Source organism: Psychromonas arctica DSM 14288 (assembly GCF_000482725.1).
GTDB classification, from domain to species: domain Bacteria; phylum Pseudomonadota; class Gammaproteobacteria; order Enterobacterales; family Psychromonadaceae; genus Psychromonas; species Psychromonas arctica.
In genome coordinates, this window is record NZ_KI519477.1 from 249,379 (window position 1) to 275,247 (window position 25,869).

General features: G+C 37.4%; 18 protein-coding genes. 9 read left to right on the forward strand and 9 right to left on the reverse strand.

All coding sequences use genetic code 11. The features are described 5' to 3' along the window. Positions 1 to 36: 36 nt before the first annotated feature. Together dsbC and xerD are read right to left on the reverse strand one after the other, a co-directional pair. On the reverse strand, positions 37 to 789 hold the full coding sequence (gene dsbC, locus H592_RS0112685) for a bifunctional protein-disulfide isomerase/oxidoreductase DsbC (protein WP_028869095.1): 753 nt from the start codon (positions 787 to 789) through the stop codon (positions 37 to 39). Positions 790 to 894: 105 nt separating this feature from the next. Further along, positions 895 to 1,791 carry a site-specific tyrosine recombinase XerD gene (gene xerD / locus H592_RS0112690; RefSeq protein ID WP_028869096.1) on the reverse strand — a complete coding sequence of 299 codons (897 nt, stop codon included), beginning with the start codon at positions 1,789 to 1,791 and terminating at the stop codon, positions 895 to 897. 56 nt (positions 1,792 to 1,847) lie between these two features. Here xerD and fldB point away from each other — a divergent pair, with 56 nt between their 5' ends. Both fldB and H592_RS0112700 read left to right on the forward strand, forming a co-directional pair. Next, positions 1,848 to 2,366 carry a flavodoxin FldB gene (fldB, locus tag H592_RS0112695; RefSeq protein ID WP_028869097.1) on the forward strand — a complete coding sequence of 173 codons (519 nt, stop codon included), beginning with the start codon at positions 1,848 to 1,850 and terminating at the stop codon, positions 2,364 to 2,366. A gap of 411 nt (positions 2,367 to 2,777) precedes the next feature. Then, complete coding sequence (locus H592_RS0112700; protein WP_028869098.1) at positions 2,778 to 4,298, forward strand: DUF3360 family protein; 1,521 nt, start codon at positions 2,778 to 2,780, stop codon at positions 4,296 to 4,298. Between the two features lie 268 nt (positions 4,299 to 4,566). Here H592_RS0112700 and H592_RS0112705 read toward each other — a convergent pair whose 3' ends face one another. Beyond that, positions 4,567 to 5,070 carry a glycine cleavage system transcriptional repressor gene (locus H592_RS0112705; RefSeq protein ID WP_028869099.1) on the reverse strand — a complete coding sequence of 168 codons (504 nt, stop codon included), beginning with the start codon at positions 5,068 to 5,070 and terminating at the stop codon, positions 4,567 to 4,569. A 541-nt stretch (positions 5,071 to 5,611) separates the two neighbouring features. On the opposite strand from H592_RS0112705, the gene H592_RS0112710 reads away from it, so the two are divergent. The 4 genes from H592_RS0112710 (at position 5,612) to rlmA (ending at position 10,087) form a co-directional block, all read left to right on the forward strand. Continuing rightward, the gene (locus H592_RS0112710) at positions 5,612 to 5,896 is read left to right on the forward strand and encodes a hypothetical protein (protein WP_028869100.1); all 285 of its coding nucleotides are present in this window, start codon (positions 5,612 to 5,614) and stop codon (positions 5,894 to 5,896) included. Positions 5,897 to 5,914: 18 nt separating this feature from the next. Next, the gene (gene pflB / locus H592_RS0112715) at positions 5,915 to 8,200 is read left to right on the forward strand and encodes a formate C-acetyltransferase (RefSeq protein WP_028869101.1); all 2,286 of its coding nucleotides are present in this window, start codon (positions 5,915 to 5,917) and stop codon (positions 8,198 to 8,200) included. Positions 8,201 to 8,399: 199 nt separating this feature from the next. Next, positions 8,400 to 9,140, forward strand: a complete 741-nt coding sequence (gene pflA, locus H592_RS0112720; protein WP_028869102.1) for a pyruvate formate lyase 1-activating protein — start codon at positions 8,400 to 8,402, stop codon at positions 9,138 to 9,140. Positions 9,141 to 9,271: 131 nt separating this feature from the next. Further along, the gene (rlmA, locus tag H592_RS0112725; protein ID WP_028869103.1) at positions 9,272 to 10,087 is read left to right on the forward strand and encodes a 23S rRNA (guanine(745)-N(1))-methyltransferase; all 816 of its coding nucleotides are present in this window, start codon (positions 9,272 to 9,274) and stop codon (positions 10,085 to 10,087) included. A gap of 1 nt (position 10,088) precedes the next feature. On the opposite strand, the gene yfbV is transcribed toward rlmA, so the two are convergent. Continuing rightward, on the reverse strand, positions 10,089 to 10,538 hold the full coding sequence (gene yfbV, locus H592_RS0112730) for a terminus macrodomain insulation protein YfbV (protein ID WP_245600419.1): 450 nt from the start codon (positions 10,536 to 10,538) through the stop codon (positions 10,089 to 10,091). Positions 10,539 to 10,816: 278 nt separating this feature from the next. Here yfbV and H592_RS0112735 point away from each other — a divergent pair, with 278 nt between their 5' ends. Next, positions 10,817 to 12,016 carry an acetate kinase gene (locus tag H592_RS0112735; protein WP_028869105.1) on the forward strand — a complete coding sequence of 400 codons (1,200 nt, stop codon included), beginning with the start codon at positions 10,817 to 10,819 and terminating at the stop codon, positions 12,014 to 12,016. A gap of 62 nt (positions 12,017 to 12,078) precedes the next feature. Then, positions 12,079 to 14,241, forward strand: coding sequence for a phosphate acetyltransferase (gene pta, locus H592_RS0112740; protein WP_028869106.1), 2,163 nt, complete (start codon positions 12,079 to 12,081; stop codon positions 14,239 to 14,241). Between the two features lie 164 nt (positions 14,242 to 14,405). On the opposite strand, the gene H592_RS0112745 is transcribed toward pta, so the two are convergent. Both H592_RS0112745 and H592_RS22285 read right to left on the reverse strand, forming a co-directional pair. After that, positions 14,406 to 15,344, reverse strand: coding sequence for a class I SAM-dependent methyltransferase (locus H592_RS0112745; RefSeq protein ID WP_028869107.1), 939 nt, complete (start codon positions 15,342 to 15,344; stop codon positions 14,406 to 14,408). A gap of 62 nt (positions 15,345 to 15,406) precedes the next feature. Continuing rightward, positions 15,407 to 16,552: an AI-2E family transporter gene (locus H592_RS22285; RefSeq protein WP_051369160.1), complete on the reverse strand. Its 1,146-nt coding sequence runs from the start codon at positions 16,550 to 16,552 to the stop codon at positions 15,407 to 15,409. A gap of 411 nt (positions 16,553 to 16,963) precedes the next feature. On the opposite strand from H592_RS22285, the gene adhE reads away from it, so the two are divergent. Continuing rightward, on the forward strand, positions 16,964 to 19,621 hold the full coding sequence (adhE, locus tag H592_RS0112755) for a bifunctional acetaldehyde-CoA/alcohol dehydrogenase (protein WP_028869108.1): 2,658 nt from the start codon (positions 16,964 to 16,966) through the stop codon (positions 19,619 to 19,621). A 417-nt stretch (positions 19,622 to 20,038) separates the two neighbouring features. Here the strand turns inward: adhE and H592_RS0112760 are convergent, their stop codons facing one another. The 3 genes from H592_RS0112760 to H592_RS0112770 all read right to left on the reverse strand — a co-directional run bounded on the left by H592_RS0112760 (position 20,039) and on the right by H592_RS0112770 (position 25,862). Further along, complete coding sequence (locus H592_RS0112760; RefSeq protein WP_245600420.1) at positions 20,039 to 20,350, reverse strand: hypothetical protein; 312 nt, start codon at positions 20,348 to 20,350, stop codon at positions 20,039 to 20,041. A 966-nt stretch (positions 20,351 to 21,316) separates the two neighbouring features. Next, positions 21,317 to 22,795 (reverse strand): cardiolipin synthase, encoded by a 1,479-nt coding sequence (gene cls, locus H592_RS0112765; RefSeq protein WP_028869110.1) that lies wholly within the window; start codon positions 22,793 to 22,795, stop codon positions 21,317 to 21,319. Between the two features lie 334 nt (positions 22,796 to 23,129). Continuing rightward, a complete protein-coding gene (locus H592_RS0112770; RefSeq protein WP_028869111.1) occupies positions 23,130 to 25,862 on the reverse strand; it encodes a sensor domain-containing protein in 2,733 nt (910 codons plus the stop codon). Positions 25,863 to 25,869: the final 7 nt, after the last annotated feature.

A 25,869-nucleotide genomic window follows, 5' to 3' on the forward strand; every position in this document is an offset into this window, starting at 1 on the left:
GTTTATTATGAATCAGACAATAGCAGAAGACTTAGTCTATATTTTTTCTTCTAATACTTGAATTAAACGGTCTGCAGGTAAATAACCAGGCATCGCAGTACCATCTTCTAAAAACATCGTAGGCGTACCAGTGATGCCCAATGCAATACCTAACTTATATTGCTCTAATACATTATTATCACAGGTCATTGTTTTGATTCTACGACCTCTCTTTGCATCATCCATCGCTGATTTAGGGTCATCCGAACACCAGACCGATACCATATTACGATAAGCATTCGATTTTTCACCACCACGGGGGAAAGCAAGGTAACGAATAGTAATACCTAATTTATTATAATCAGCCATTTCTGCATGTAGTTTTTTACAATAAGCACAAGTAATATCAGTAAAAGCAGTAATGACATATTTTTCATTGTCTGCTTTATAAACAATCATGTCTTTTTCGAAGCTTTTAATTTTTGCAAATTGCTCTGCCGTATTTTCGCGGCGAATGTCAGATACTTTGGCAGCAGTAATATTCTTCATTCCATTATTAGTATCGTAAATACTTCCACTGATCAAAAACTGTCCGTCTTCACTTAAATAATAGATAGCCCCTTCACTCACTACCTCATACAGCCCCTTAATAGGTGACTCAGTAATCGATTCTGCATCTACTTGTAATGATTCTAGCTTTTTAGTTAACAAATCATGAACTTGATTTGAAACGGCGGCAAAGCTGCTAGCACTTACCAGTATACTCACTACGAATGTGATCACACTTTTTTTAGCCTTTAATATGGACATTATAAATTCCCGAAAATAAAATTATAGTACTCGATTATGCCTATCTTAAAACATAAAGTGAATGTTAATTACAGCCATTCTTATTATGTATATTAAGTTATGAGGCTAAGCGCGAGGGTGATGTTCACTATGTAAACTTTTTAGTCTATCTTTTGCTATATGGGTATAAATTTGAGTAGTTGATAGGTCACTATGCCCTAATAGCATCTGTACGACCCGCAAGTCTGCTCCATAGTTCAATAAATGTGTTGCGAATGCATGGCGTAAAACATGTGGTGATAAAGCCTCTTTATCAATATGAGCGAGTTGAGCATAGTGTTTAATGCGATGCCAAAATGTTTGTCTGACCATTTGATTTCCTCGGCGACTAGGGAATAAAACATCACTACTTTGGCCAGATAATAAAGCCGGACGCATCTCTTCAATATAGCGCTCCAACCAATACACAGACTCTTCCCCTAATGGCACTAAACGGGTTTTATTGCCTTTACCGGTGACTCTGATCACTCCCTGTTGTAAGTTAATTTCTTCCATAGTCAAACCAACTAATTCGGTGACGCGCACCCCTGTTGCATATAAAACCTCCAACATCGCTTTATCGCGAAATTGCACAGGGTCACCTAACTCAGGAGCAGAAAGTAGCGCATCCACTTCAGACTCTGATAGCGATTTAGGCAAAGGTTTAACAATTTTAGGGCTTTCTAATTTTGCACTTGGGTCGTCCTCGCGTATTTTTTCTCGGCACAAGTATTGATAATAACGTCTAATTGCACTCATTAATCGAGCGGTTGAAGTGTTTTTATAATCAATTTCCCCTTGTAAACGAGCATCAAAATAATCACTCAAATCAACTGCAGTGGCTTCGCTTAAGGCGATTTCTTGTTGCTGTAAATAGTCCTCAACTAAACTTAAATCATGGCGATAAGAGTCTAAGGTATTTTTTGATAAGCCACGCTCTAACCAAAGTGAATCTAAAAATTGTTCGATGCTTAATACTTCCATTCCAACGGCCTTAACGGTAAATTAGCGCCTCTTATATTTTTATTTAAAGGTCACTTATGAAAATCGGTTTATTTTATGGTTCTAGTACTTGTTATACAGAAATTGCTGCAGAAAAGATTCAAGCAGAGCTAGGTGAATCATTAGTAGACATATTTAACATAAAAGATGACGGCTTAAACAAGATAAATGATTATGACATTGTTATTTTGGGTATTTCTACTTGGGATTACGGCGAACTTCAAGAGGATTGGGGCAAATTATGGGAGCAAATTGATGGTCTTAATGTTAATGGAAAAATAGTCGCATTGTTTGGTTTAGGCGACCAAAACGGTTATAGCGAATGGTTTATTGATGCAGTTGGTATGTTGCACGATAAATTATTACCTCAAGATCCTAAATTCATCGGTTATTGGCCCGTTGAAGGTTACGACTTTGAGGCTTCTAAAGCATTGACTGAGGATGGACAATATTTTGTCGGACTAGCAATTGATGAAGATACTCAATATGAACTGAGTGACCAACGTATCAGTGATTGGTGCCTACAAATACTAGAAGAGATGCAAGATCTATTCTAGTCTTTTTCTAAAGACAAACCCTCGCAATATAGTTACCGAACAAGCATAGAAGTTGTTAAAGCCCGCATTTTTATAACTTCTATGCATTTTGACTTCTGCACCTCTATTTCTTACTCTTTTCCTCTGTCACGTAAGTTAAATACGCAATTAATTATCAAAAATACAGCTATTAGTAAGTTATTAGCAGGTTATTAATGGAAATACCTCATTTTTTTGTAATTTAATTTCAGCATGATAACTCTTCTGATCCAGATCAAGCGATTTTTTACTCACTTTGGTTAAGCTACGCTATATTAAATTATCGATGCATAATTAACTCATTCTATAGTCGTTGGCAAAATAATATCAGCGCCTAGTTAGCACAAAATTAACTAATTTTAAATTTAACCAGAGTAAAGGAGTACCTCCTCAATGCCAACTGATAAACAAACTAAAAGCTATAGTGAGTTGCATAAACCCGCTAGCGAGTTTGCAACACGGTCTGATTATTTAGATCACGAATTACAGATAATGAAACCTCGTCGTTACGGGTTAAACCTACCAGGTCGAGATTTCCGCTTCGAATGGGAGGATTTAGTCCCCGCTGTAGCAGGTACCATCGGCATTATCGCAATGTACTCTGCAGTAATGATGTCTTGGGCAGATGGTTTAACAGAACAATGGGCGCACATTACTTTAGGTAAAGATTTTGCTATCGAAGTGGCCCGAGTTGAAATGCTTATTCCGGCCTTCCTATTCTGTATTGTTGCTTCGGGTTTTGTTAACCCTAAAGCCAACCTAGCAGGTAACCATGGCCCAATGATCCCGTTAATCGGTGCGATTGCATTAGCGGGGGCTCACCCTCTTGCTCTAGCTATCTTGCTCGGTGTATTTGGTTTATTACTCAGCTACTTTAAAGGTGGGTCTAAGCTAGTTAATTTAACCGGAGAAGGCGTAGCAGGCGGATTGCTAGTATTCCTTGGTTTTACTGGTGCATTCAGTCAAATAGGCCAAATTCAAGACTGGGCTAAAGGACTGCAATCAGCAGATGTCGCAGCAGGCAGTATGGGATATGTTGGCTTAGTTGTATTAGCAACAAATATCATTCTTTATGCTTTCCTTGCAAAAATTAACAAACGTTGGTTGGCTATCCCGGCTTGTGCGATTACAGGGTTATTAATCGCGCTAGCACTTGGCGCAGGTTTTAACCTAACATTCGAAACTGAAATGGGACTACCTAATTTAAATCCTGTTTACTGGTGGGGAAGCACTACTGAAGGCTGGATGTTAGGTTTGCCAAATCTTGAACATTTCATTGCCTCATTACCTTTTGCAATTTTAGCCGTAGCAATGTGGTCACCGGATTTCTTAGGGCACCGTATTTTCCAAGAATTAAACTACCCCAAAAATACTGAAAAAGTATTAATGGATGTGGACGATACAATGACCATGTGCTCAGTTCGTCAAATGGTAGGTACTGCAGTGGGTGGTGGTAACATCACTTCTTCATGGGGAACTTATATGATCCCTGCAGCGATTGCTAAACGTCCTATTCCAGCGGGTTCTATTATATTAGGCTGCTTGGTAATGTTAATTGCTTTTCTAGGTTTCCCAATGGATATTGCAGTATGGCCGCCAGTGATGCGTATTGCCTTATTAGTTGGTGTATTTTTGCCCTTACTAGAAGCTGGTATGCAAATGATTAAAAACACCAAAGATTCACAAGCAGCTGGTATTTGTATCTTTACTGCGGCAGTGTTTAATCCTGTACTTGCTTGGGCATTAACCATGTTATTAGATAATAATGGTTTAATTGGAGATAAGGAACGCGCTAAACGTCTGTCATTTTTAGATAAGGTTATTATACCGGGTTCAGTATTAGTGGTTTGCTTCATCGCTATGTTAGCAGTAGGCATGTTCGAAAAACAATACGGTCTACCCGCTTTATTATAAGCAAGCTTAGGCAACTGATAGTATTAGCATTTATTTAACATACTCGCTTTATTAAACAAGATTAAACAAAAAGGGCGCTAATCATAGCGCCCTTTTTTATACTGAAAGTTCTGTTTATATTGAAGACTATTGCAGTGAGTTGATAGTAAGGTTTTATTAAAGTGATTTAACCCAACCTAAACTTGTATAACCAACCTAGATTTGTATAGCCAACCTATATAGCCAACCAAGACTCGCATAAAAGCTTCAATTGCAGCTTTGAAGCTATTTATAAGCCTTTAATATCGATAATGAGATCATTAGATATCTCTTGTAATGATGCAATCAACAGGTTCTGGTCAAAAGCATCGGATACCGCTATTTCGAAATGGCTAGTAAACACTGTTCCACCAATATCAGGCACACCAATTCGGTTGCACTCCATATTTTCAACCTTAACGCTATTCTCACTTAACACTTGTGAAATATCATTCACTAAACCAGCACGATCTCGAGCATCAATGGATAAGTTTAAATGATTAGGTTTCTCTTTTGGTAAGCGCTTCAGTTCAACCCAATCAATATGAAGAGGTAAAGTTTTAAAACCATTTAAAAGCGTTTCAACTTTTTCCGGCTCTAATTCAATCTTAATTAACCCTGCCATATAGCCTTCTATATGGTTAATTTTGCTGGTTAGCCATTTACCGTTTAATGCATGTGTTTTTTCTGCAAGACATTTAACTAAATCAGGTTGGTAAATGCCGGTGATCGTAATTAATATTTGTACGTTCATAAACTAACTCCTTCTTAGTGAGATATAAATTAGTGCAATCCTATTAAAATAATTATACCTTAACTGACTTACCCTTTGGCTAAAAACCATACAAAAACATGGGCTATATACTATTTTTTGTATTTATTAGAAGCATCTAAAAAAGATGATAAAAATATATTTTAGATTCATTTGACTGAGTTATAATTGATCACTAATAAAAATAAATAATTGAGCTAAATTTTAATAAATATTCAGCAGTTTATTTATGTAATAATTTTTTAGTAAGCGATTAATTTTCTTAAGATAACAGCGTCATATAGCAAGGAAGCCCTAGGAGGAATTGAAATTAAATTACCTTTACGAGGTTAAATTTAAACAATTTAATGAATAATAGTGACATTAACATCACTTTATCCTGTACATTACTTGAGCAAAAAAGGTTTTTTAAAATAAAAATGTAATTTTATTACGAGATCGTTGTGCAACTTGATATGAATCAATTTTTGTACAAAAGCATTTGTTAAACTAAGCACTAATCCATCACGGGGTAACTTCTAAGATGCAAATAGACAATAGCGTTAACGAGTATTTAGCTTACCAAATACCAAGCCAAAGCAATCGTATTGCTAACAGTAAAATAAGCAAAGCTATTTTGCCTGTGTCTCTTCTTTCAAACAATACAAGCATACTTATTGCACTCCGTATTATTTTCTATTTTGTTATTGCCCCACCTGCGCTTATTGCATTTTTAACACGACTAAGTGCGCATGCATTAAGTGCGGTACATAGGATGTACCAAACATATTCACAAACAACTAATTTATACACATTTTTTAATCACTAACGGTAAAGGTAAATCTTTATGACTAAATTAAACGAAGCATTTGCATCAGCATGGGAAGGTTTTGCTGGCGACACTTGGAAAACAGAAGTTAATGTCCGTGACTTCATCCAAAAAAACTATACCCCTTTTGATGGAGATGAAAGCTTCCTAGCTGACGCGACTAAAGCGACTGACGAGCTATGGGAAAATGTAATGGTGGGTATCAAGCAGGAAAACGCAACTCATGCACCTGTTGATTTTGATACTGATGTAGTTTCGACTATTACTGCACATGATGCAGGTTACATCAACAAAGACTTAGAAACGATTGTTGGTCTACAAACAGAAAAACCATTAAAACGTGCGCTTATCCCTAACGGTGGTATTCGTATGATCGATGGTTCTTGTAAAGTATACGGTAAAGAATTAGACCCAACTATCCGTAAAACTTACTCAGAATACCGCAAAACACATAACCAAGGTGTATTCGACGTTTACACTGGTGACATTCTTAAATGTCGTAAATCAGGTGTGTTAACAGGTTTACCTGATGCTTACGGTCGTGGTCGTATTATTGGTGATTACCGCCGTGTTACTTTATACGGTATCGATTACCTAATGACTGAAAAAGCAGCTCAACATAAAAGTTTAGAAGCTGAATTAATCGCAGGTACTTCATTAGAAGATACAATGAAATTGCGTGAAGAAATTTTTGAGCAATATCGTGCACTTGATCAAATGAAAGTGATGGCGGCTAAATACGGTTATGATATTTCTGGACCAGCTAAAAATGCTAAAGAAGCAATCCAATGGACTTACTTTGGTTACCTTGCGGCAATTAAATCACAAAATGGCGCAGCAATGTCATTTGGCCGTACCGCTTCTTTCTTAGATATCTACATTGAAAAAGATCTAAAAGCAGGTCTGATTACTGAAACTGATGCACAGGAATTAATCGACCACTTAGTAATGAAATTACGTATGGTTCGTTTCCTACGTACACCTGAATATGATGACCTATTCTCTGGTGACCCTATCTGGGCTACAGAATCTATTGGTGGTATGGGTGTTGATGGACGTACGCTAGTGACTAAAAATAGCTTCCGTTTCTTACACACACAATACACTATGGGTCCATCTCCAGAGCCAAACATTACTGTTTTATGGTCTGAAGCTTTACCAATTAACTTCAAAAAATATTGTGCAAAAGTATCTATTGATACTTCATCTATCCAGTACGAAAATGATGACTTAATGCGTACCGACTTCGATAACGATGACTATGCGATTGCATGTTGTGTATCGCCAATGATTGTTGGTAAACAGATGCAATTCTTTGGTGCACGTGCCAACTTAGCAAAAACATTATTGTACTCCATCAATGGTGGTGTAGACGAAAAATCAAAAATGCAAGTAGGTCCTAAAACATTACCTGCTATTACGTCTGAAATTTTAGACTACGATGAAGTGTATTCAAACCTTGACCACTTTATGGACTGGTTGGCAGAGCAATACGTGACAGCACTTAACTGTATCCACTACATGCATGACAAATACAGCTATGAGGCTTCATTAATGGCACTTCATGACCGTGATGTTGAACGTACAATGGCCTGTGGTATTGCTGGTCTTTCAATTGCAGCGGATTCATTAGCTGCCATTAAATATGCAAAAGTTCGCCCTATTCGTGATGAAGATGGTATTGCGACTGACTTTGAAATTGAAGGTGATTACCCTAAATTTGGTAATAATGATCCACGTGTTGATGATATTGCTTGTGAACTTGTTGAAACGTTCATGAAGAAAATAAAATCACGCCCTATGTACCGTAATGCACGTGCTACACAGTCAATTCTTACTATTACATCTAACGTTGTATACGGTAAGAAAACAGGTAATACACCAGACGGTCGTCGTGCAGGTATGCCATTTGCACCAGGTGCAAATCCAATGCATGGACGTGATGAGAAAGGCGCAGTTGCTTCATTAACATCAGTATCTAAACTACCGTTTGCTTACGCACAGGATGGTATTTCTTACACATTCTCAATCGTACCAAATGCGCTAGGCAAAACAGATGATTCTCAAAAATCTAATTTGGCTGGTCTAATGGATGGTTACTTCAAGCACACGCCAGATATTGAAGGTGGTCAACACTTAAACGTTAATGTAATGAACCGTGAAATGTTATTGGATGCAATGGAAAACCCAGATAAGTACCCACAATTAACAATTCGTGTATCGGGTTACGCAGTACGATTTAACTCGTTAACTGCAGAACAAAAGCAAGATGTAATCACACGTACCTTTACAGCGACGCTATAAAAAACAGACGATAACAGGTTCACTTTTATATTAGCCTGCTATAATAAAAAAGGTTTCATTCTTCGGGATGAAACCTTTATTTTTATCACAACAAAAGTAATTATTTTTATCAGTTGTTATGGCACTGTATCCATTGTTATAACGCAGTCATGTTCTATTAATAGTTGATACAAATAATTAGTTTTTATGAGGTTATAAGATGTCAGTTACTGGACGAGTACACTCAGTAGAAACCTGTGGCACCGTAGATGGTCCGGGGATCCGCTTTATTATCTTTTTACAAGGCTGCTTAATGCGCTGTCAATATTGCCATAACCGCGATACTTGGGATACTGAAGGCGGTAAAGAGATGACCGTTGATGAATTAATGAAAGAGATGCTTCAATATCGTCATTATATGGACGCGTCCGGCGGTGGTATTACTATTTCAGGTGGTGAAGCGATGCTACAACCAGAATTTGTACTGGCAATGTTTGAAGCGTGCCGTGCAGAAGGTATTCATACTTGTTTAGATACCAATGGTTTTGTGCGAAAAATTGACCAGACAACACAAAATATTCTTAAACACACTGACCTAGTCTTATTAGATATTAAGCAGATGGACAATAAGAAGCATATCGACTTAACCCATGTTAGCAATAAATATACCCTAGAATTTGCCAAGTATTTAGCCGAACATAATCAAGCCGTCTATCTGCGCTATGTGGTTGTTCCTGGGATCACAGATAGCCTTAAAGATGCTCATTCATTAGGTGAATTTATTCAACCAATGAAAAATATCGAAAAGATTGAAATGCTACCTTATCATGAACTTGGAAAGCACAAATGGATAGCAATGGGCGAAATATATCCTCTTGATGGCGTTCACCCACCATCAAGAGATACGATGCTTGCTGTTCAGAAGGTGCTTCTTGAATACCATGACAATGTTATTTTTTAATACCTTTGTTCAGTGAAACCTTCTCAATAAGTACTTAGCTAAGTATACTTTACTTAGTTTAATGTCCTCTATTCTTAATAAAGACAGTTTTTACTGTCTTTATTTTTACTTCTTACTAAATAGCAGCTTCTATGACTCCTTTTATTTGCCCGCTTTGCCAAGCTTCATTTAATCAAATCAATAACACCCAAGTATGTGAAAATAATCATCATTTTGATATTGCTAAGGAAGGATATTTAAATTTATTACCGGTGCAATCAAAAAGCTCTAAAAATCCCGGTGATAATCAAGAGATGATGGCCGCTAGACGTGCATTTTTAAATACCAGCGGTTACTTACCACTCGCAGAAAAAGTAGCACAAATAAGCAAACAATATTTAGCAGACACCGAACAAGCACAGATTCTTGACTTAGGTTGTGGTGAAGGTTATTACACCGACATTATCAATCAACAATTGCCACAGCATCATATCTGCGGCATTGATATTTCTAAAGTAGCGATTCGTTATGCCGCTAAACGTTATAAAAAGATTGATTTTTGTGTCGCCAGTGCCTATCAAGTTCCGTTAAATGCACAAAGCATTAACCTAATGATACGTATCTATGCGCCATCAAAAGCGGAAGAATTGTTGCGCCTAATTAAGCAAAGCTGTTATTTAATTACAGTAACACCTGCGCCACGTCACTTATTTCAATTAAGAGAGTGTATTTACGATCAAGTAAATAACCATGCGCAGGAGAATGAAGCAGTCGAAGGTTTCAGTAAAGTGGAGCAAGTAAATCTCAGTTATGAACTAGATATTGATTCACCTCAGCAGTTAAAAGATCTCATAAACATGACCCCTTTTGCGTGGAAGTTTACACCAGAAAAGCTAGCTAAATTACTTAGCCAGCCACACTGGAAAATTGAATGTGATTTTAATATTGAAGTATTTCAAAAAAACTAACTTACATTAGTTCATTGTTATATAAAAAGTTATCCCCTCCTTTTTTGAAACCTTTATTCAACAACTTAGCAAGGTCGATAAAGCGCAACTGATCGACCATGGTTCGTTGCCCATTATCTTTTCCATGTAAGGCCTCACTTACCTCAAGATACCAATTAAATAGCGCAGGTGAGAGTGTTTGTTGCGAACGTTTTCCTAGCCATAATAAACAATGAGCAGGTAATCCGATTAAAAAGAGAATAAATGTAGCGGTACTTGGCCAAGAAAAATAAGTTGGAAAAAACATGTACAAGGACGCAACAAGGACAATAAAAATTGGGAATACTTTAATTAATAATTGTGTATAACAGACCATTTTACTTTCAATAAATAAAGAATACAGGCAATTTTGTTTTGGCCATATTTTTAAATAATGGTCGCCTTTTTTTAATAGCTCAAAAAAATTAAACAAATTAATTCTCCTTTAAAATTGATAGATCAATCACAACAATACAAATCATGCCTAATAAATGAAAATGTTGCGACTAAAATTGATTTCGAATAATTTTTATCAATTTGATATTTGTAATTTTATTACATAAAGGTAAAATTGATAATATAGCTTAATATGGACAATGCCGCCAAACGCTACGTTCTTATTCAGTTATATCTCACTATTATACCCTAGCTTAATATCAAAAATTAGAATTGATATTTATATACTTATTATTTACTGACTGGAATTTTTTCATGAGCAATAAATTAGTCCTTGTACTTAACTGTGGTAGTTCTTCGCTTAAATTCGCTGTAATCAATGCAAACAATGGAGATGAAATAATCAGTGGTTTAGCTGAATGTTTTAATCTTCCCGATGCTCGTATTAAATGGAAGTTTGACGGTAAGAAAGAGTCAACTAACTTGCCTGAAAATAGTGCTCACTCTGCAGCCATTTCATTCATTGTAGAAGATATTATTAAAAAAGTTGAGGGTCTTGAGTCTCAATTTATTGCTATCGGCCATCGCATTGTTCATGGTGGTGAAAAATTTACTAAGTCAGTCATTATTGATGAAGAAGTGCTTGAAGGTATTGAAGAATGCGCTTCACTTGCACCATTACATAATCCTGCACATATTTTAGGTATTAAAGCAGCACAAAAAGCGTTCCCATCATTAACACAAGTTGCCGTATTTGATACTGCTTTCCACCAAACTATGCCAGCAAAAGCTTTCCTATATGCGTTGCCATATCATTTATACAAACAATATCATATCCGTCGTTACGGTATGCATGGAACAAGCCACTTATTTGTTACCAATGAAGCTGCTAAAGCATTAGGTCAAAAAGTAGAAGAAACAAACATTATCTCTGCTCATTTAGGTAATGGTGCATCGGTTGCAGCGATTAAAAATGGTCAATCTGTTGATACAAGTATGGGTATGACTCCGCTTGCAGGCTTATTAATGGGCACTCGCTGTGGTGATATAGATCCAAGTATTATTGAACACCTTGTTGAACGTGAAGGTTACAGCCTGAAAGGTGTAATGGACATGCTACAAAAACAAAGTGGTCTCTTAGGTATCTCTGGCATTTCAAGCGATTGTCGAGATATAGAAGAAAACTACCAAAAAGGTCACCAAGGCGCTATCCTTGCTATTGATATGTTTGCTTACCGTTTAGCTAAGTATATTGCATCTTACGCCGTACCACTTGGTCGTATTGATGCAATCGTATTTACCGGCGGTATTGGAGAGAACTCTGAACGTATTCGTACGAAAGTATTAGAGAACTTAACTATCTTTGGATACCAAGTAGATGCAGAGAAAAATAAAGCTGCAAAACTAGGTAATTCAGGCGTGATCACAACCGATAGTTCCCCGATTGCAATGGTTATACCAACCAATGAAGAATGGGTTATCGCGCAAGATTCCGCTGCACTTGTTGGTGCGTAATTTATAATAATTTTTGAGGGAGTATTTACTCCCTTTTTGTCATCTATTAAAAAGGAATAGTCATGGCTCGTACAATAATGCTGATCCCTATTGGCGCTGGTGTTGGTGTCACTTCGGTTAGTCTCGGAATGGTTCGTGCAATGGAACGCCAAGGTGTTGCCGTTAATTTTTTCAAACCAATTGCACAACCACGCCCTGGTGATGCAGGTACAGAACGCTCAACTACGACATTACGTAATTCAAGTAACATTCTTCCTCCTGAACCCTTTGCGATGAAATATGCTGAAACGCTTATTTCATCAGGACGTACTTCAGAATTACTAGAAAATATCGTAGAGCGTTTCCGTGAAGGTACTAAAGACAGTGATGTGATCATTGTTGAAGGTTTAGTCCCTACCGATAAGCATCAATTTGCTAATAACATCAACTACAGCATCGCTAAAGCATTAAGTGCTGATATGGTATTTGTTACCCATCCAAGTAACGATACGTCACAACAATTAAAAGAGCGCATGGAAATTGCTATCTCTTCATTTGGTGGCAAAGAAAATAAACATATCTCTGGCTGTATTATTAATAAAGTGGGCGCTCCTGTCGATGAGAATGATAAAACAGGTAACGATTTAACTGAAATGTTTGATATTCCAGAAGGTAGTATTAATAACAACCTTGAAGTATTACAAATGTTCAGCAAAAGCCCATTACCAATTTTAGGCTGTATTCCTTGGAGTGCTGATTTAATCGCACCGCGCGTTAAAGATCTAGCGATCCATTTAGAAGCTAAGATCCTTAATAAAGGTGATCTTGACAACCGTCGTTTACAATCTGTTACTTTCTGTGCTCGTTCTATCCCTAATATGGTTGAGCACTTTAAAGCTGGTTCAATGCTAGTAACATCAGGTGATAGAAGTGATGTGATCATTGCCGCTTGTTTAGCAGTGATGAATGGTATGAAGATTGGTTGTTTATTATTAACCGGCGATTATCCACCTGAAGATGAAGTGATGAAGCTTTGTAAAAGCGCAATGGATGCAGGATTACCAGTACTACTGATCAAAAGTAACACATGGCATACAGCGCAACGTTTACAAAACTTCAACATGGAAATCCCTGTTGATGATTTAGAGCGTATTGAAAAAGTACAAGAATACATTGCTAGCCATATCGATAAGCATTGGTTAAATACGTTAACACAAGATTCTTCATTATCGCGTCGTTTATCGCCACCAGCATTCCGTTATCACTTAACGGAATTAGCACGTAAAGCAAACCAACGCATTGTATTACCTGAAGGTGAAGAACCTCGTACGATTCAAGCCGCTGTTATTTGTGCTGAACGTGGTATTGCTAAACCAGTATTATTAGGTAACCCTGAAGAGATCTACCGTGTTGCAACGCAACAAGGTATTGTTTTGACTGATGAAGTTGAAATTGTTAACCCTGTTGATGTGATAGAGCAATACGTAGCACCAATGGTTGCTCTACGTAAAGGTAAAGGTTTAACAGAAGTTGTTGCACGTGAGCACCTACAAGATACCGTTGTATTAGGTACGATGATGCTAGCTGAAAATGAAGTAGCCGGTCTGGTTTCTGGTGCAGTTCACACCACTGCTAATACGATTCGTCCTGCATTACAGTTAATTAAAACTGCACCTGGTGCAAGTTTAGTTTCTTCAATCTTCTTTATGTTATTGCCTGACCAAGTATTAGTTTACGGTGACTGTGCAATTAACCCAGATCCAACAGCTGACCAGCTAGCAGATATCGCAATTCAGTCTGCTGATTCTGCAATTGCTTTTGGTATTGACCCTAAAGTAGCCATGATCAGTTACTCTACTGGTGATTCAGGTGCGGGCTCAGATGTTGAGAAAGTACGTGAAGCAACTAAAATTGCGCAACAACGTCGTCCTGACTTATTAATCGATGGTCCATTACAATACGATGCAGCTGTAATGGAAAATGTTGCGAAGAGTAAAGCACCAGACTCGAAAGTAGCAGGTCAAGCAACGGTGTTTATCTTCCCAGATTTAAACACGGGTAACACCACTTACAAAGCGGTACAACGTAGTGCAAACTTGATCAGTATTGGTCCAATGCTGCAAGGTATGCGCAAGCCTGTTAATGACTTGTCACGTGGCGCACTAGTAGACGACATCGTTTACACTATCGCACTAACAGCAATTCAAGCAACACAGGCAGCAGAAAAAGCCGCTCTAAAAGGCTAACAGCTAATGTTGTAAAAAAGCCCTATTTGACAGCAATGTTAAATAGGGCTTTTTTGTCTAATGATGTTTTTGCAAAAATGGAAGTCTTAAGCTACCTTCGTTTCTTTTTAACGACTTATTTCCTTATGTATTAATTGGATATGAATGCCAGTCTAATGCTAATTTTATTTTGCTAACATGCCTACTAATACACATTTCAGGCCTTTATCAAGTTCACTATTGGTAAACTCAATAGGCGGCTCAATAACACTTATTACTTTTGCCGTAGGGCAATGTTCAGCTAATGCATCATAAATAAATTGAAAGTCCAAATCAGGACTATTTAAGCATAACAAAGCTTGCCCTCCCTGGTTTAACAGCTCAGGTAAACGACGCATTATCTTTGGGTAGTCACGTTTTATATTAACGCTGCCTTTTTGTAATGAAGGCGGATCGGCAATGATAATATCATAGGGCCCTAAACGTTTAACTTTACCCCATGACTTAAAAAGATCATGACCAAGATATTTCACTTTATCTAAATCATGCCCGTTAAGCCTATGATTATCACGCCCTACGGCTAATGCAGCTTTACTCATATCTAAGTTAACGACTTGCTCTGCGCCACCATCAATAGCCGCATTAGAAAATGCGCAGGTGTAGGAAAATAGGTTTAATACACACTTATTGTGACTATTTTCTCTTAACCAAGAACGACCATTTTTCATGTCCAAGAAAATACCGTAATTTTGATTTTTACCGAGATTGATTTTATAAGCCAAGCCGTTTTCACAAGCGACAAAATCATGCAACGCATCGCCATATAACAACTCAGTAGGTGCAAGATCTCGACAACGAAATTGCACTTGAATGCTCTTCACCACAAAGCCTCTTTGAGTCATTTCCGCTAGCAGGAAGTCACTCAAATTAGCCAACCATTGTGCATCTTCTTCTTTATATAAAATAATCAATACAACTGGCGCTAACCAATCTATATTAATATGCTGATATTCAGGATAAAAGAATCCACGCCCGTGAAATAATCGCGCCATTTCTTTATTTTGCTCGTTAGTTGTTAACGATACGTCTGGAAAATGCATTTTTTCTAATAGTGCTGTAAACATATTATTTTTCTTCTTTAACTTGTTCTTTAATTTTCTTTTTTAAGGATCGATTGAACTGATGACTAAGTCCCATTACTTGAATCGTTTTCGCTTGAATGGCTATTTGAATTAACGTCTTTCGACGACGCGGAGCCTTTCGCTTGTTGCGCATTGGATTTATCGATATTGGTTTGTTCAAATGCAGCAACTTCTTGATCTGAACTTAATAAAATAGCAAACCACCGTCCATCTTCACTATTTTCTAAAGCGATTTTTAAAATCATTGTTAAAGGCACAGATAACAGCATACCTACGCCCCCTAATAACCAGCCCCAAAAAATTAATGATAAAAACACAACTAAGGTCGATAAACCTAAACTGCGCCCCATAAAACGCGGTTCAACAACGTTGCCCATGATCATATTTACACTGACAAATAATCCAACCACCGCTGCAGCATAACCTGCACCGAGCTGTAAAAAAGTCAGAATAACAGCAGGCACCGCGGCGATAATTGAGCCGATGTTAGGAATGTAATTTAATAAAAAAGCCAGCAATGCCCATAATACGTAAAATTGAACACCAATCGCCCACAACACAGTACCAATTACGATGCCGGTTCCTAAGCTCACCATGGTTTTAATAGCCATGTAACGGTTCACCATACTTAAGAAGTGATCTAACTTTTTCTCCGTTTGCTCCGAATCATCAAATGCAATATGTAGTTTTTTCGGGAACACTTGCCCTTCAGCCAACATAAAAACAACGGTCAATAATAAAAGGAATATATTGCCCAACACACTACTGAATCCAGATAAGGTAGTGGTCACTAAATTCATCACTTTAGCAGGATCAAAATAACCACGCACTTCCCCCATCGACAGCTTTATATCATGCTTTCCTAACCATTCAATTAGCCATGTAATTTGCTCTGACAATTGCTCTTCATAAGTTGGAATCGCTTTGCTAAAGTCATTAACAGCCGCCCCTACCACGCCACCTAGAACAATAAATAAGGAAAAGATAGTGACAATAACAAAGGTAATTGCCAGCCCTCTCGGCATCCGTTTACGTTCTAAGTAATTAATAGCGGGGTTACAAATGATGGCGACAAATAGAGATAACAAAAAAGGAACAACAATAGGGGCTGCTTCTTTTATCCCTGCTAATGAAATGACAAAAGCAGAAAAATACAATGCGGAACGACCTGCTGTGGAAACACTTACCATGTTTATCTTCCCTTAAGTGGTGCTATTTTTTTAAATATAAAATAAGAAATGACAGTATAAAGGATTGCCGCAGATTAATGAAAATTAGATCTTAAACCATAGATTGTTTTGAGCAAATAGGCATACAATGATTTCGGCTTAAATTGACTCATAGACCTCAAAACTGACATTCAAAAAAAACATCGAAAAATGAAGAAGACTTATTGAACGTGACAAATATCACACTAAACAAGGTCAATACATTCACTTTATAGTGATCTTGATCAATACGCTAAATCACCTTATTTCTATAATGACTGTGAAAGTTTTTTACTAAGTCCGTTTTTAACAGTAAGTCAGTTTTTATAAAGAGATACGATTTAATAGAACATTTTTAAAACTTTTAAATTTATTAAACTTTTGGAGAAATATATGACGGTAAGTAATGTCACTGAACTAAATGCAATGGTTGCTCGTGTAAAAACGGCGCAAAAAGAATTTGCAACTTACTCACAGGAGCAAGTTGATAAAATATTCCGTGCAGCATCATTAGCAGCCTCTACAGCACGTATCGAATTAGCTAAAATGGCTGCAAACGAGTCTGGCATGGGTATCATGGAAGACAAAGTAATCAAAAACCATTTTGCTTCTGAATTCATTTACAACAAATACAAAGACGAGCTAACATGTGGCGTGATTGACCGCAATGAAGAAGGCGGCACTATCACTATCGCAGAACCTGTAGGTATTGTTTGTGCAATCGTCCCAACAACAAACCCAACTTCAACTGCGATTTTTAAAGCCCTAATCTGTCTTAAAACACGTAATGGTTGTATCTTCTCTCCACATCCACGCGCTAAAAATGCAACCAACTACGCAGCGAAAGTGGTATTAGATGCAGCAATTAAAGCTGGCGCACCAAAAGATATTATTGGTTGGATTGACGTACCATCAGTTGAGCTTTCAAATGCATTAATGAAACATGACGATATCAACCTTATCCTTGCAACTGGTGGTCCAGGCATGGTTAAAGCGGCCTACTCTTCAGGTAAACCAGCAATCGGTGTTGGTGCGGGTAATACACCTGTAGTTATCGACGAAACCGCTGATATCAAACGTGCCGTTTCTTCAATCTTAATGTCTAAAACATTCGATAACGGTGTAATCTGTGCTTCTGAGCAAGCAGCGATTGTTGTTGAATCTATTTACGACGAAGTAAAAGCACGTTTCGCTAAATACGGCGCGGCAGTGTTAAGCCAAGCAGATGCAGACAAAGTACGTAAAGTATTAATCATCGATGGTGCATTGAATGCAAAAATCGTTGGTCAACCTGCATACAAAATTGCAGCACTAGCGGGTGTTAAAGTACCAACTTCAACTAAAATCCTTATCGGTGAAGGCCTAGAAGCTTCATGGGATGATGAATTTGCACATGAAAAACTATCTCCTACTTTAGGCTTATTCAAAGCGAAAAACTTTGAAGATGCAGTACGTCAAGCTGGTATCGTATTAGATATAGGTGGTGTTGGTCATACGTCAGTACTTTACACAGACCAAGATGCAAACGCAGATCGTATCGCTTACTTTGGCGATAAAATGAAAACAGCACGTATTCTGGTGAATACGCCTGCTTCTCACGGTGGTATCGGTGATCTTTACAACTTCGAACTTGCACCTTCTTTAACACTCGGTTGTGGTTCATGGGGTGGTAACGCTATCTCTGAAAACGTGGGTCCAAAACACCTTATCAATAAGAAAATTGTTGCGAAGCGAGCTGAAAATATGTTGTGGCATAAACTACCAAAATCAATCTACTTCCGCCGCGGCTGTTTACCAGTTGCAATGACTGACCTTGAAGGTAAAAAACGTGCATTAATCGTGACTGACCGTTTCTTATTCAACAATGGTTACATCGATGACCTACGCTCTATCCTGAAAGAAAAAGGCATGGAAGTTGAAGTGTTCCATGAAGTAGAAGCCGATCCAACATTAGCAGTCGTAAAAGCAGGTGCAGCAGCATGTTTAAGCTATCAACCTGATGTGATTCTAGCAGTGGGTGGTGGTTCACCAATGGATGCAGCTAAAATCATGTGGGTTATGTACGAACATCCAGAAACTGATTTCGAAGACTTATCAATGCGCTTTATGGATATCCGTAAACGTATTTACAAATTCCCTAAAATGGGGTCTAAAGCAGAGTTAGTTTGTATCACGACTACATCTGGTACAGGTTCTGAAGTAACACCATTTGCTGTAGTTACAGATGAAAAAACAGGTCAAAAATACCCATTAGCAGATTACGAGCTAACACCAAACATGGCGATTGTTGATGCAAACCTTGTTATGGATATGCCTAAATCTTTATGTGCATTCGGTGGCTACGATGCAGTCACTCACGCAATGGAAGCTTACGTTTCTGTATTAGCGAATGAATACTCAGACGGCCATGCACTACAAGCGCTTAAAATGCTTAAAGAGTACTTACCAAGCTCATATGCTAACGGTAAAAAAGACCCAATCGCACGTGAAAAAGTACATAATGCAGCAACTATCGCAGGTATGTCTTTTGCTAATGCATTCTTAGGTGTTTGTCACTCAATGGCACACAAACTAGGTGCTGAATTCCACGTTCCACATGGTTTAGCAAATGCATTATTAATTGCGAATACTATTCGTTTCAATGCAACTAATAACCCAACTAAACAAACTGCATTCTCACAGTACGATCGCCCTAAAGCACGTGCTCGTTATGCAGAAATAGCGGCACACTTAGGTTTCACAACAGGTAACACTGAAGACAAACTTAACGCACTATTAAACTGGTTAGAAGAGTTAAAAGTAGCATTGAATATTCCACTATCAATCCAAGCTGCCGGTGTTGATGAAGCGGCATTCATGGCAAAAGTTGACAAACTTGCTGAAGATGCGTTCGATGACCAATGTACAGGTGCAAACCCACGTTACCCATTAATCGCTGAGCTTAAAGAAGTATTAATCGCTTCTTACTACGGCACGGCTTACGCTGACGTAATGGATGTACCAGAAGTGGAAGTTAAAGCAGAACCAAAAGAAGAGAAAAAAGCTAAATAGTTTATAATTTAGTACCCCACTTTTAGCCTGCTTTATGCAGGCTTTTTTGTGTTCGGGATAGGTAAAATTAACAACAAACCTAAAAAAACCAACCACGAAGCCCTGCGCTACACAGATTGCACGAAGGGTTAGGGTTAACAATTTACTTTGAGATAGGATTAAAAGTATTTTTAGTTTCCCATCTTTTATTTGTAATGACTAAAAGGTAAGAACTAAAAGACATCAAGCAAGGGGAAAGAGGCAGGTTCCAACAATTATACCAATCACACTAATTAACTGATCTATTTTACTTGTTAAAATAACTTATTTCTTCGTTGTAAATTTCATAAAGGAAACAACCATTTAGCTAAATTTACGCCTTAAACTAAGTCATTTTTCCTGCGCAAAATTTAGATCACTTATTTAATGTAATCGGTATTATTTAACTCTCATTAAGCTGTGCGAACTGTCTTCCAATTCTATTTTAATCGCCTGAGAGCGTTGCATATTATCCACATCATTAATTATTTCAGGCAGATATCCCTGCTTTTCCATCCATTGCATTGGCTTATCAAAGCCGTCCTCACTGACCACAAAAGTATCGTTAAATAAATTGCTCTTTTGCCCTGTTTTTTGCTGAACACTAACTATCCAAACCCGGTCTTGAAACAGCTGAGTCTGAGAACAAAGCAGAGTAAAGTTTTTCCAATTTCTTGATAGCAACGTAGCCATTTTATTGAATAGATTCATTAATTTTATTTACCTGTTAGATATATACATTAGATAACTGATGATCCGATGCACTGCCGGCGAGATCCGCGTAAAAAAACTTATTAAGGTCACGTAAAATCTAGCTATTGCATTATCAGCTTAATATTAAAGATTTTAACATTAAAAATAGCTCCCAAGAAACGCAGCGAGATATACAGAGGTAATAAGATACATAAGCAGAATACTTAAGGCTGTCGAAATTACGTCATAACAAACGGCCTCTGACATGGAAAAAACATATTACTACGAAGATCGCTGAGGGTACGAAGGGTTAATAGAAAAGATAAGTAGCCCTACTTCTCCGTCTAGTATACGAAGTGAAATAGATTCACTTCGTTATCTTTAGTTAAAAGGTGACTTTTAAATAAGAATAAAAATTATTAAGTATGGCCCTGAGCACTTTATATGGGAGTAAGTTGAACTAGAGCCATTACAGAACCAGCAACCATTCTAGTAGGTCCATTGTTATACGCAATTGTAATAGGAAGCCTACACATAAAACCTAGTACGCAGATATAGTTATCCTTTTATACCTTTTATATTTATCTTTATTAAGTGAAGTTTTAGGCTCACCTAGGCTGAATCCAAACCACTAAAAAACACCGACGCTCAAATATGATAACAATTGATCACCGTTGAGTTTTCCCAACTCATTAATGGCTTTTAGCAAAGCCAAACAGGATGTTGGGATTAGGCTCGTTTGGCACATGGATGTGCCGTAAGAGCCTGTGCGTTATAAAAGCCATTTATTATTGGGGTAAGAAAACGATTCGGTGCCAGTCTCTTTACTTACTTTCTATTCTGACCAAGAGAAAGTAAAGCCGCCGCAAGGGCGAAATAGCAAAGCATGCAATTAATCACACTAACAAGATGAGCACAGACGAACCATAAAGATATAGATGCTAAATAAATTCAACGCGTAAATAAGCCATTTATAAGTTCACACTACAACAGCGGGCTAAATAAATAGATAATGCTTTCTAATAAACGTTTGAAAAAAGATCGTTGTCGCCATTTAACCAAACTCACTTGCTTAGATGCCAGCGTATAATGCATTTGCGCAGTTAAAAGCTCACCTGCAAACTTCGCATTATCAATCAACATCGTCATCTCAAAATTCAACCAAAAACTACGGCGATCTAAATTAACCGTACCAATTAAAGCAATTTTTTCATCAATCACAATGCTCTTAGTATGCAATAAACCACCATAAAACTGATGAATCTCTACACCTGCACTTAACAAGTCTTCAAAAAACGCACGAGAGGCATATTTCACCATCAAAGAATCATTTTTTGCCGGCAAGATTATCTTCACATCAACACCACGCATTGCAGCGACTTGCAAAGCTGTTAACAAACTTTCATCGGGCACAAAGTAAGGGGTGGTTAACACTAAACTGTATTTAGCTTCATAAATCGCCGTCAGTAAAACTTGATGAATACCCACTTTGCCAAATTCAGGCCCCGAGGGGATCAATTGAGAATTTTCATCTCCTTCAATGCAAAATAAAGCATTATTTGCAGGCGGGAGATTAAGTACATGTTCTGTTTCTAAACACCAATCCCATACAAATAAGCCTTGCATATGTTGTACGATTGGCCCTTCACAACGCACCATCACATCAACCCACTCACCAATGCCTTTATGCACATTAAAAAAAGCAGGATCCACTAAGTTCATACTGCCGGTGTACGCGATATGGTCATCAATGCACACTAATTTTCGATGTAATCTTAGGTCTTGTCTTTGAAATAATAAGCGCAGCGCGCCTACAGGTAGACCTTCAACCACTTCTACACCGGCTTTACGTAATTGAGCAGGTATTGCAGAGTTAAAAAAATCATGGCTGCCTACTGAGTCTAAGAGTAACTGGCACCTTACTCCCCTAATAGCAGCGGCTTTTAATTCATTTAACAATTGATTAATAAGCCCACCTTCGTTGCAGATATAAAACATTAAATAACAATGTTTTTGTGACGCTTTTATTTCCTTGATCAGCTCCAACAATATCTGATCCGTATCGGTGAGCAATGTGTGTTTATTACCTTTAACCATTGGCATATTGGTATAGGATTCGACAAAGGCTTGCATTGAATGTGCATTGGCACTGATCTTATCTTTACTTTGTTTATGAGTGGTAGCTTGTTGCTGTATCCAATTTAAAAACTCTCCCGCTAGTAACTTGCGCTGCCTACTACGTTTCGCACCTAGGGTTAACTCTCCAAAAATAAAATACCCCACCATACCGACTAAAGGCAGTGCAAAAATAAGCAATAACCACGCTAATGACACGCCAATTTGATTACGTGTTAATACCACTCGAAATGAAACAATAGCTAATAGGCTAAAATAAAGTGTTGCGGAAAGTACAATATATATTTCACTCTCTAGCCATGTCATATGCGGTATAAAACGATCCATAAATTTCTCATTAAAATGATTACAACATATCTATAATATTTACTGATTAACAATATAGAAAGATCAAAAAAAATATAGCTTTATTCGAACAATCAATTGATGCCTAGAATATTTTCACCTTGCGACAGGCTGATTTTTTACATCTTGAATGATGAAGGGTATGAATACGCTCAGAACATTATTAATACTGCAAACAACAGCCAAAGAAAGTGAATAATAACAAATATTTCTCGACTCGATTATTTATTTTGAATAATTTTCTTAAACATAAACAATCGAATAGAGAAATCAAAGAGAAGAGTAAAGACAATAATGGTGGCCCAAATTATTGCCTTTAATGGCGCTTATAACACCTCAAATAAAAAGTCGCTTCAGTCGCACTCATCGCTTCCTTTGGCTGATGGTTTTTCTCATTTCCTAGTGTTTTATCACAAACAGCATTATCTTGAGACTGACTATCAATACAATCACCCACCACGTCAATACCCAATGAGTTAGCTAAAACAAACAAAGATTTTAGCATTGCTTCACCCGCTAAATAACCAGGTACGCCTTGGATGAAATGTTTTGAAACTTTAAATTTTTCAATGTTTAATTTATCGATAGAATATAAAACAGAACGCTCTGCACCAAAACCATCTACGGTTAATGAAATACCTAAACGACTTAAATTCAGTAAATTTTCTTGTAGCGTCGGTAAGGTACTACTAAATAAACTTTCATCTATTTCAAATTCAAACCATCTTGCCTCACAGCCCGTATCTAATAAAACCTGTTGAATTGAGCCAATTAAAGTGGCTTGTGACAGTTCTAGCTTTGATATATTAATCGCAATGCGGCCAAAGTTAATACCTGACTGATGCCACTTTGCAGCTTGCTTTGCTGATTTAGTAAAGGTTCTCAAACCTAGTTCAATCAATAGACCCGATTGCTCTGCTAACATTGTAAAACAGCTTGATGATAACAATCCTTGCTGCGGGTGATTCCAGCTTAAAACTGATTCCACAGCCACTATTTGGCGTTTATTAAGATCATATTGTGGTAAATAACAAATTTCGAATTGATCTTCCTCAAAGCCTTTCTTTAACTCATTTTCTAATTCAAGCTGATGTGCAGAATGCACGGTTAACTCATTAGTATAGAAATGATAGGTGCTACTTTGGTCTTTTTTACAACGTAACATGGCACTTTCAGCGTTGGAAAGAATTGAGTCTAAATCCATGCCATCATCGGGACAAATACTGATCCCAATAGACGAAGATAAATTAACTGGCATATCATCAATAATAAGGTTTTCAGACAGTTGCTGATTAATTTTTTGTGCAATTAATGCCGCAACTTGTTCATTATCCAACTCTTCAATGACTAATATGAACTGGTCATCGCTAATACGAGCAATGATATCTCGGTTAGAAACACACTGTTGTAAACGTTTAGCCACAGTTTTAAGCACCCAATCACCTTGATTGTGACCGTAACGTTCATTAATGAGCCTAAAGTCTTTAATCTCAACAAACAATATAGCGATCGACGCCAGTTTATGAGCAGAACGAGAAATCGCAGCCTCTAAGTGGTTAAATAAAGCAATTCGATTATGTAACCCGGTTAAAGAGTCATGTCTAGATAAATACTTTATTTTTTCTTCGTTATGTTTGGTTTGTGTAAGGTCAGTAAAAGAATAAACACGATTTTCTGCTTTTATCCCTTGTTGTTTAATTTGATACACTTCTAACCAAAAATAACTAAGGTCACCGTTTTTGGTATGAAAAACAGCATTACCTTGCCATTTACCTTGTTTTTTCAATCCACGTTCAATATCAACAAATAAACGACGGTAGTCTCTACCATAGGCAAAACTACTGATTTTTTGATCCAATAACTCATGTTTAGAATAGCCTGATATTTTTACGCAGGCATCATTTACACTGTCGACAACACCATGGCCATCGGTCACTAATATGCAATCTCGACTATTTTCAAAGACTAACATAGCAAGCTCAAGTTGTTTTTTGATGACGCTTTTTTCGGTGATATCACGGCCAATCGCAACTAGACCTTGTACCTTGCCATATTTATCTTTCAGCGGCACTTTCTGCATATAGATATAATGTTGCTCACCATTGTTATAGGTAAGGTATTCATTATTACTATAAGTTTCGTCATTGGCAATCACTTGTGCATCTTGAGCTTGGCACATTTTTGCTTGATTTAATTCAAATAACTGATCATCTTTTTTACCCACGATATCAGCTTCAGGACACCCCACAAATATTTCAAATTGCTTATTACAACCAATAAAACGGCTCTCTAAATCTTTAAAGAAAATGAGATCTGAAGAGAGATCCGCAGTGGCGCGTAACATCACACGCTCTTTTTCAATTTCTGATTTAGCCGCGTTCATGTCAGACACATCAAATAGCATGCCGATTTGCAGCTCACTACCATCAGCGACTTCTTCTCGAATTAAAAATTCACGCTTAATACCAGTCACATCGCGAATCTCACATTCAAGTAGGTCGACTTGATGATCGTTAAACATACTTAATGTAGATGGGCGGACCTTTTTCGCAAGGCCATTCGGTAAAACACTTTCTAAAGTTTGATTGATCAAGTTTTCAGGTAATAAACCAAACACTTGGGAAAAATAGGTATTGCAGGCAATAATCTTACCCTGCATATTTTTGTAGTAGATAGGGATACTAATACAGTCTAATGCGGCTTCCACCTCTGCAGATAGTAATAGTCCATTGCTAGGAGAAGATTTCTCTTTATTTACTTCAGTAGATGCTTCACTTTCAATGCTAGTGTTGCCGGTATAAGTGTTATCAAGGTAAGTACAATCTAAGTAGCTAAACTTTTCAGCAATACGAGCTTTCACCAAGGAGCTAACAGGTAATTCAGAAATTAAATATTGGTAGTGTCCTGCGGCAATGGTCTGTTCCAAGTCATCTGTAGATAGCAGATGAGTCAGATCAACATCCGAGAAAGAAGAATTTAATGAAAGTAAGGTTTTAGCTAACTTTATATTAGTCCCTATATATAACACCTTATTTACCGTAATAGACAAGACTCAC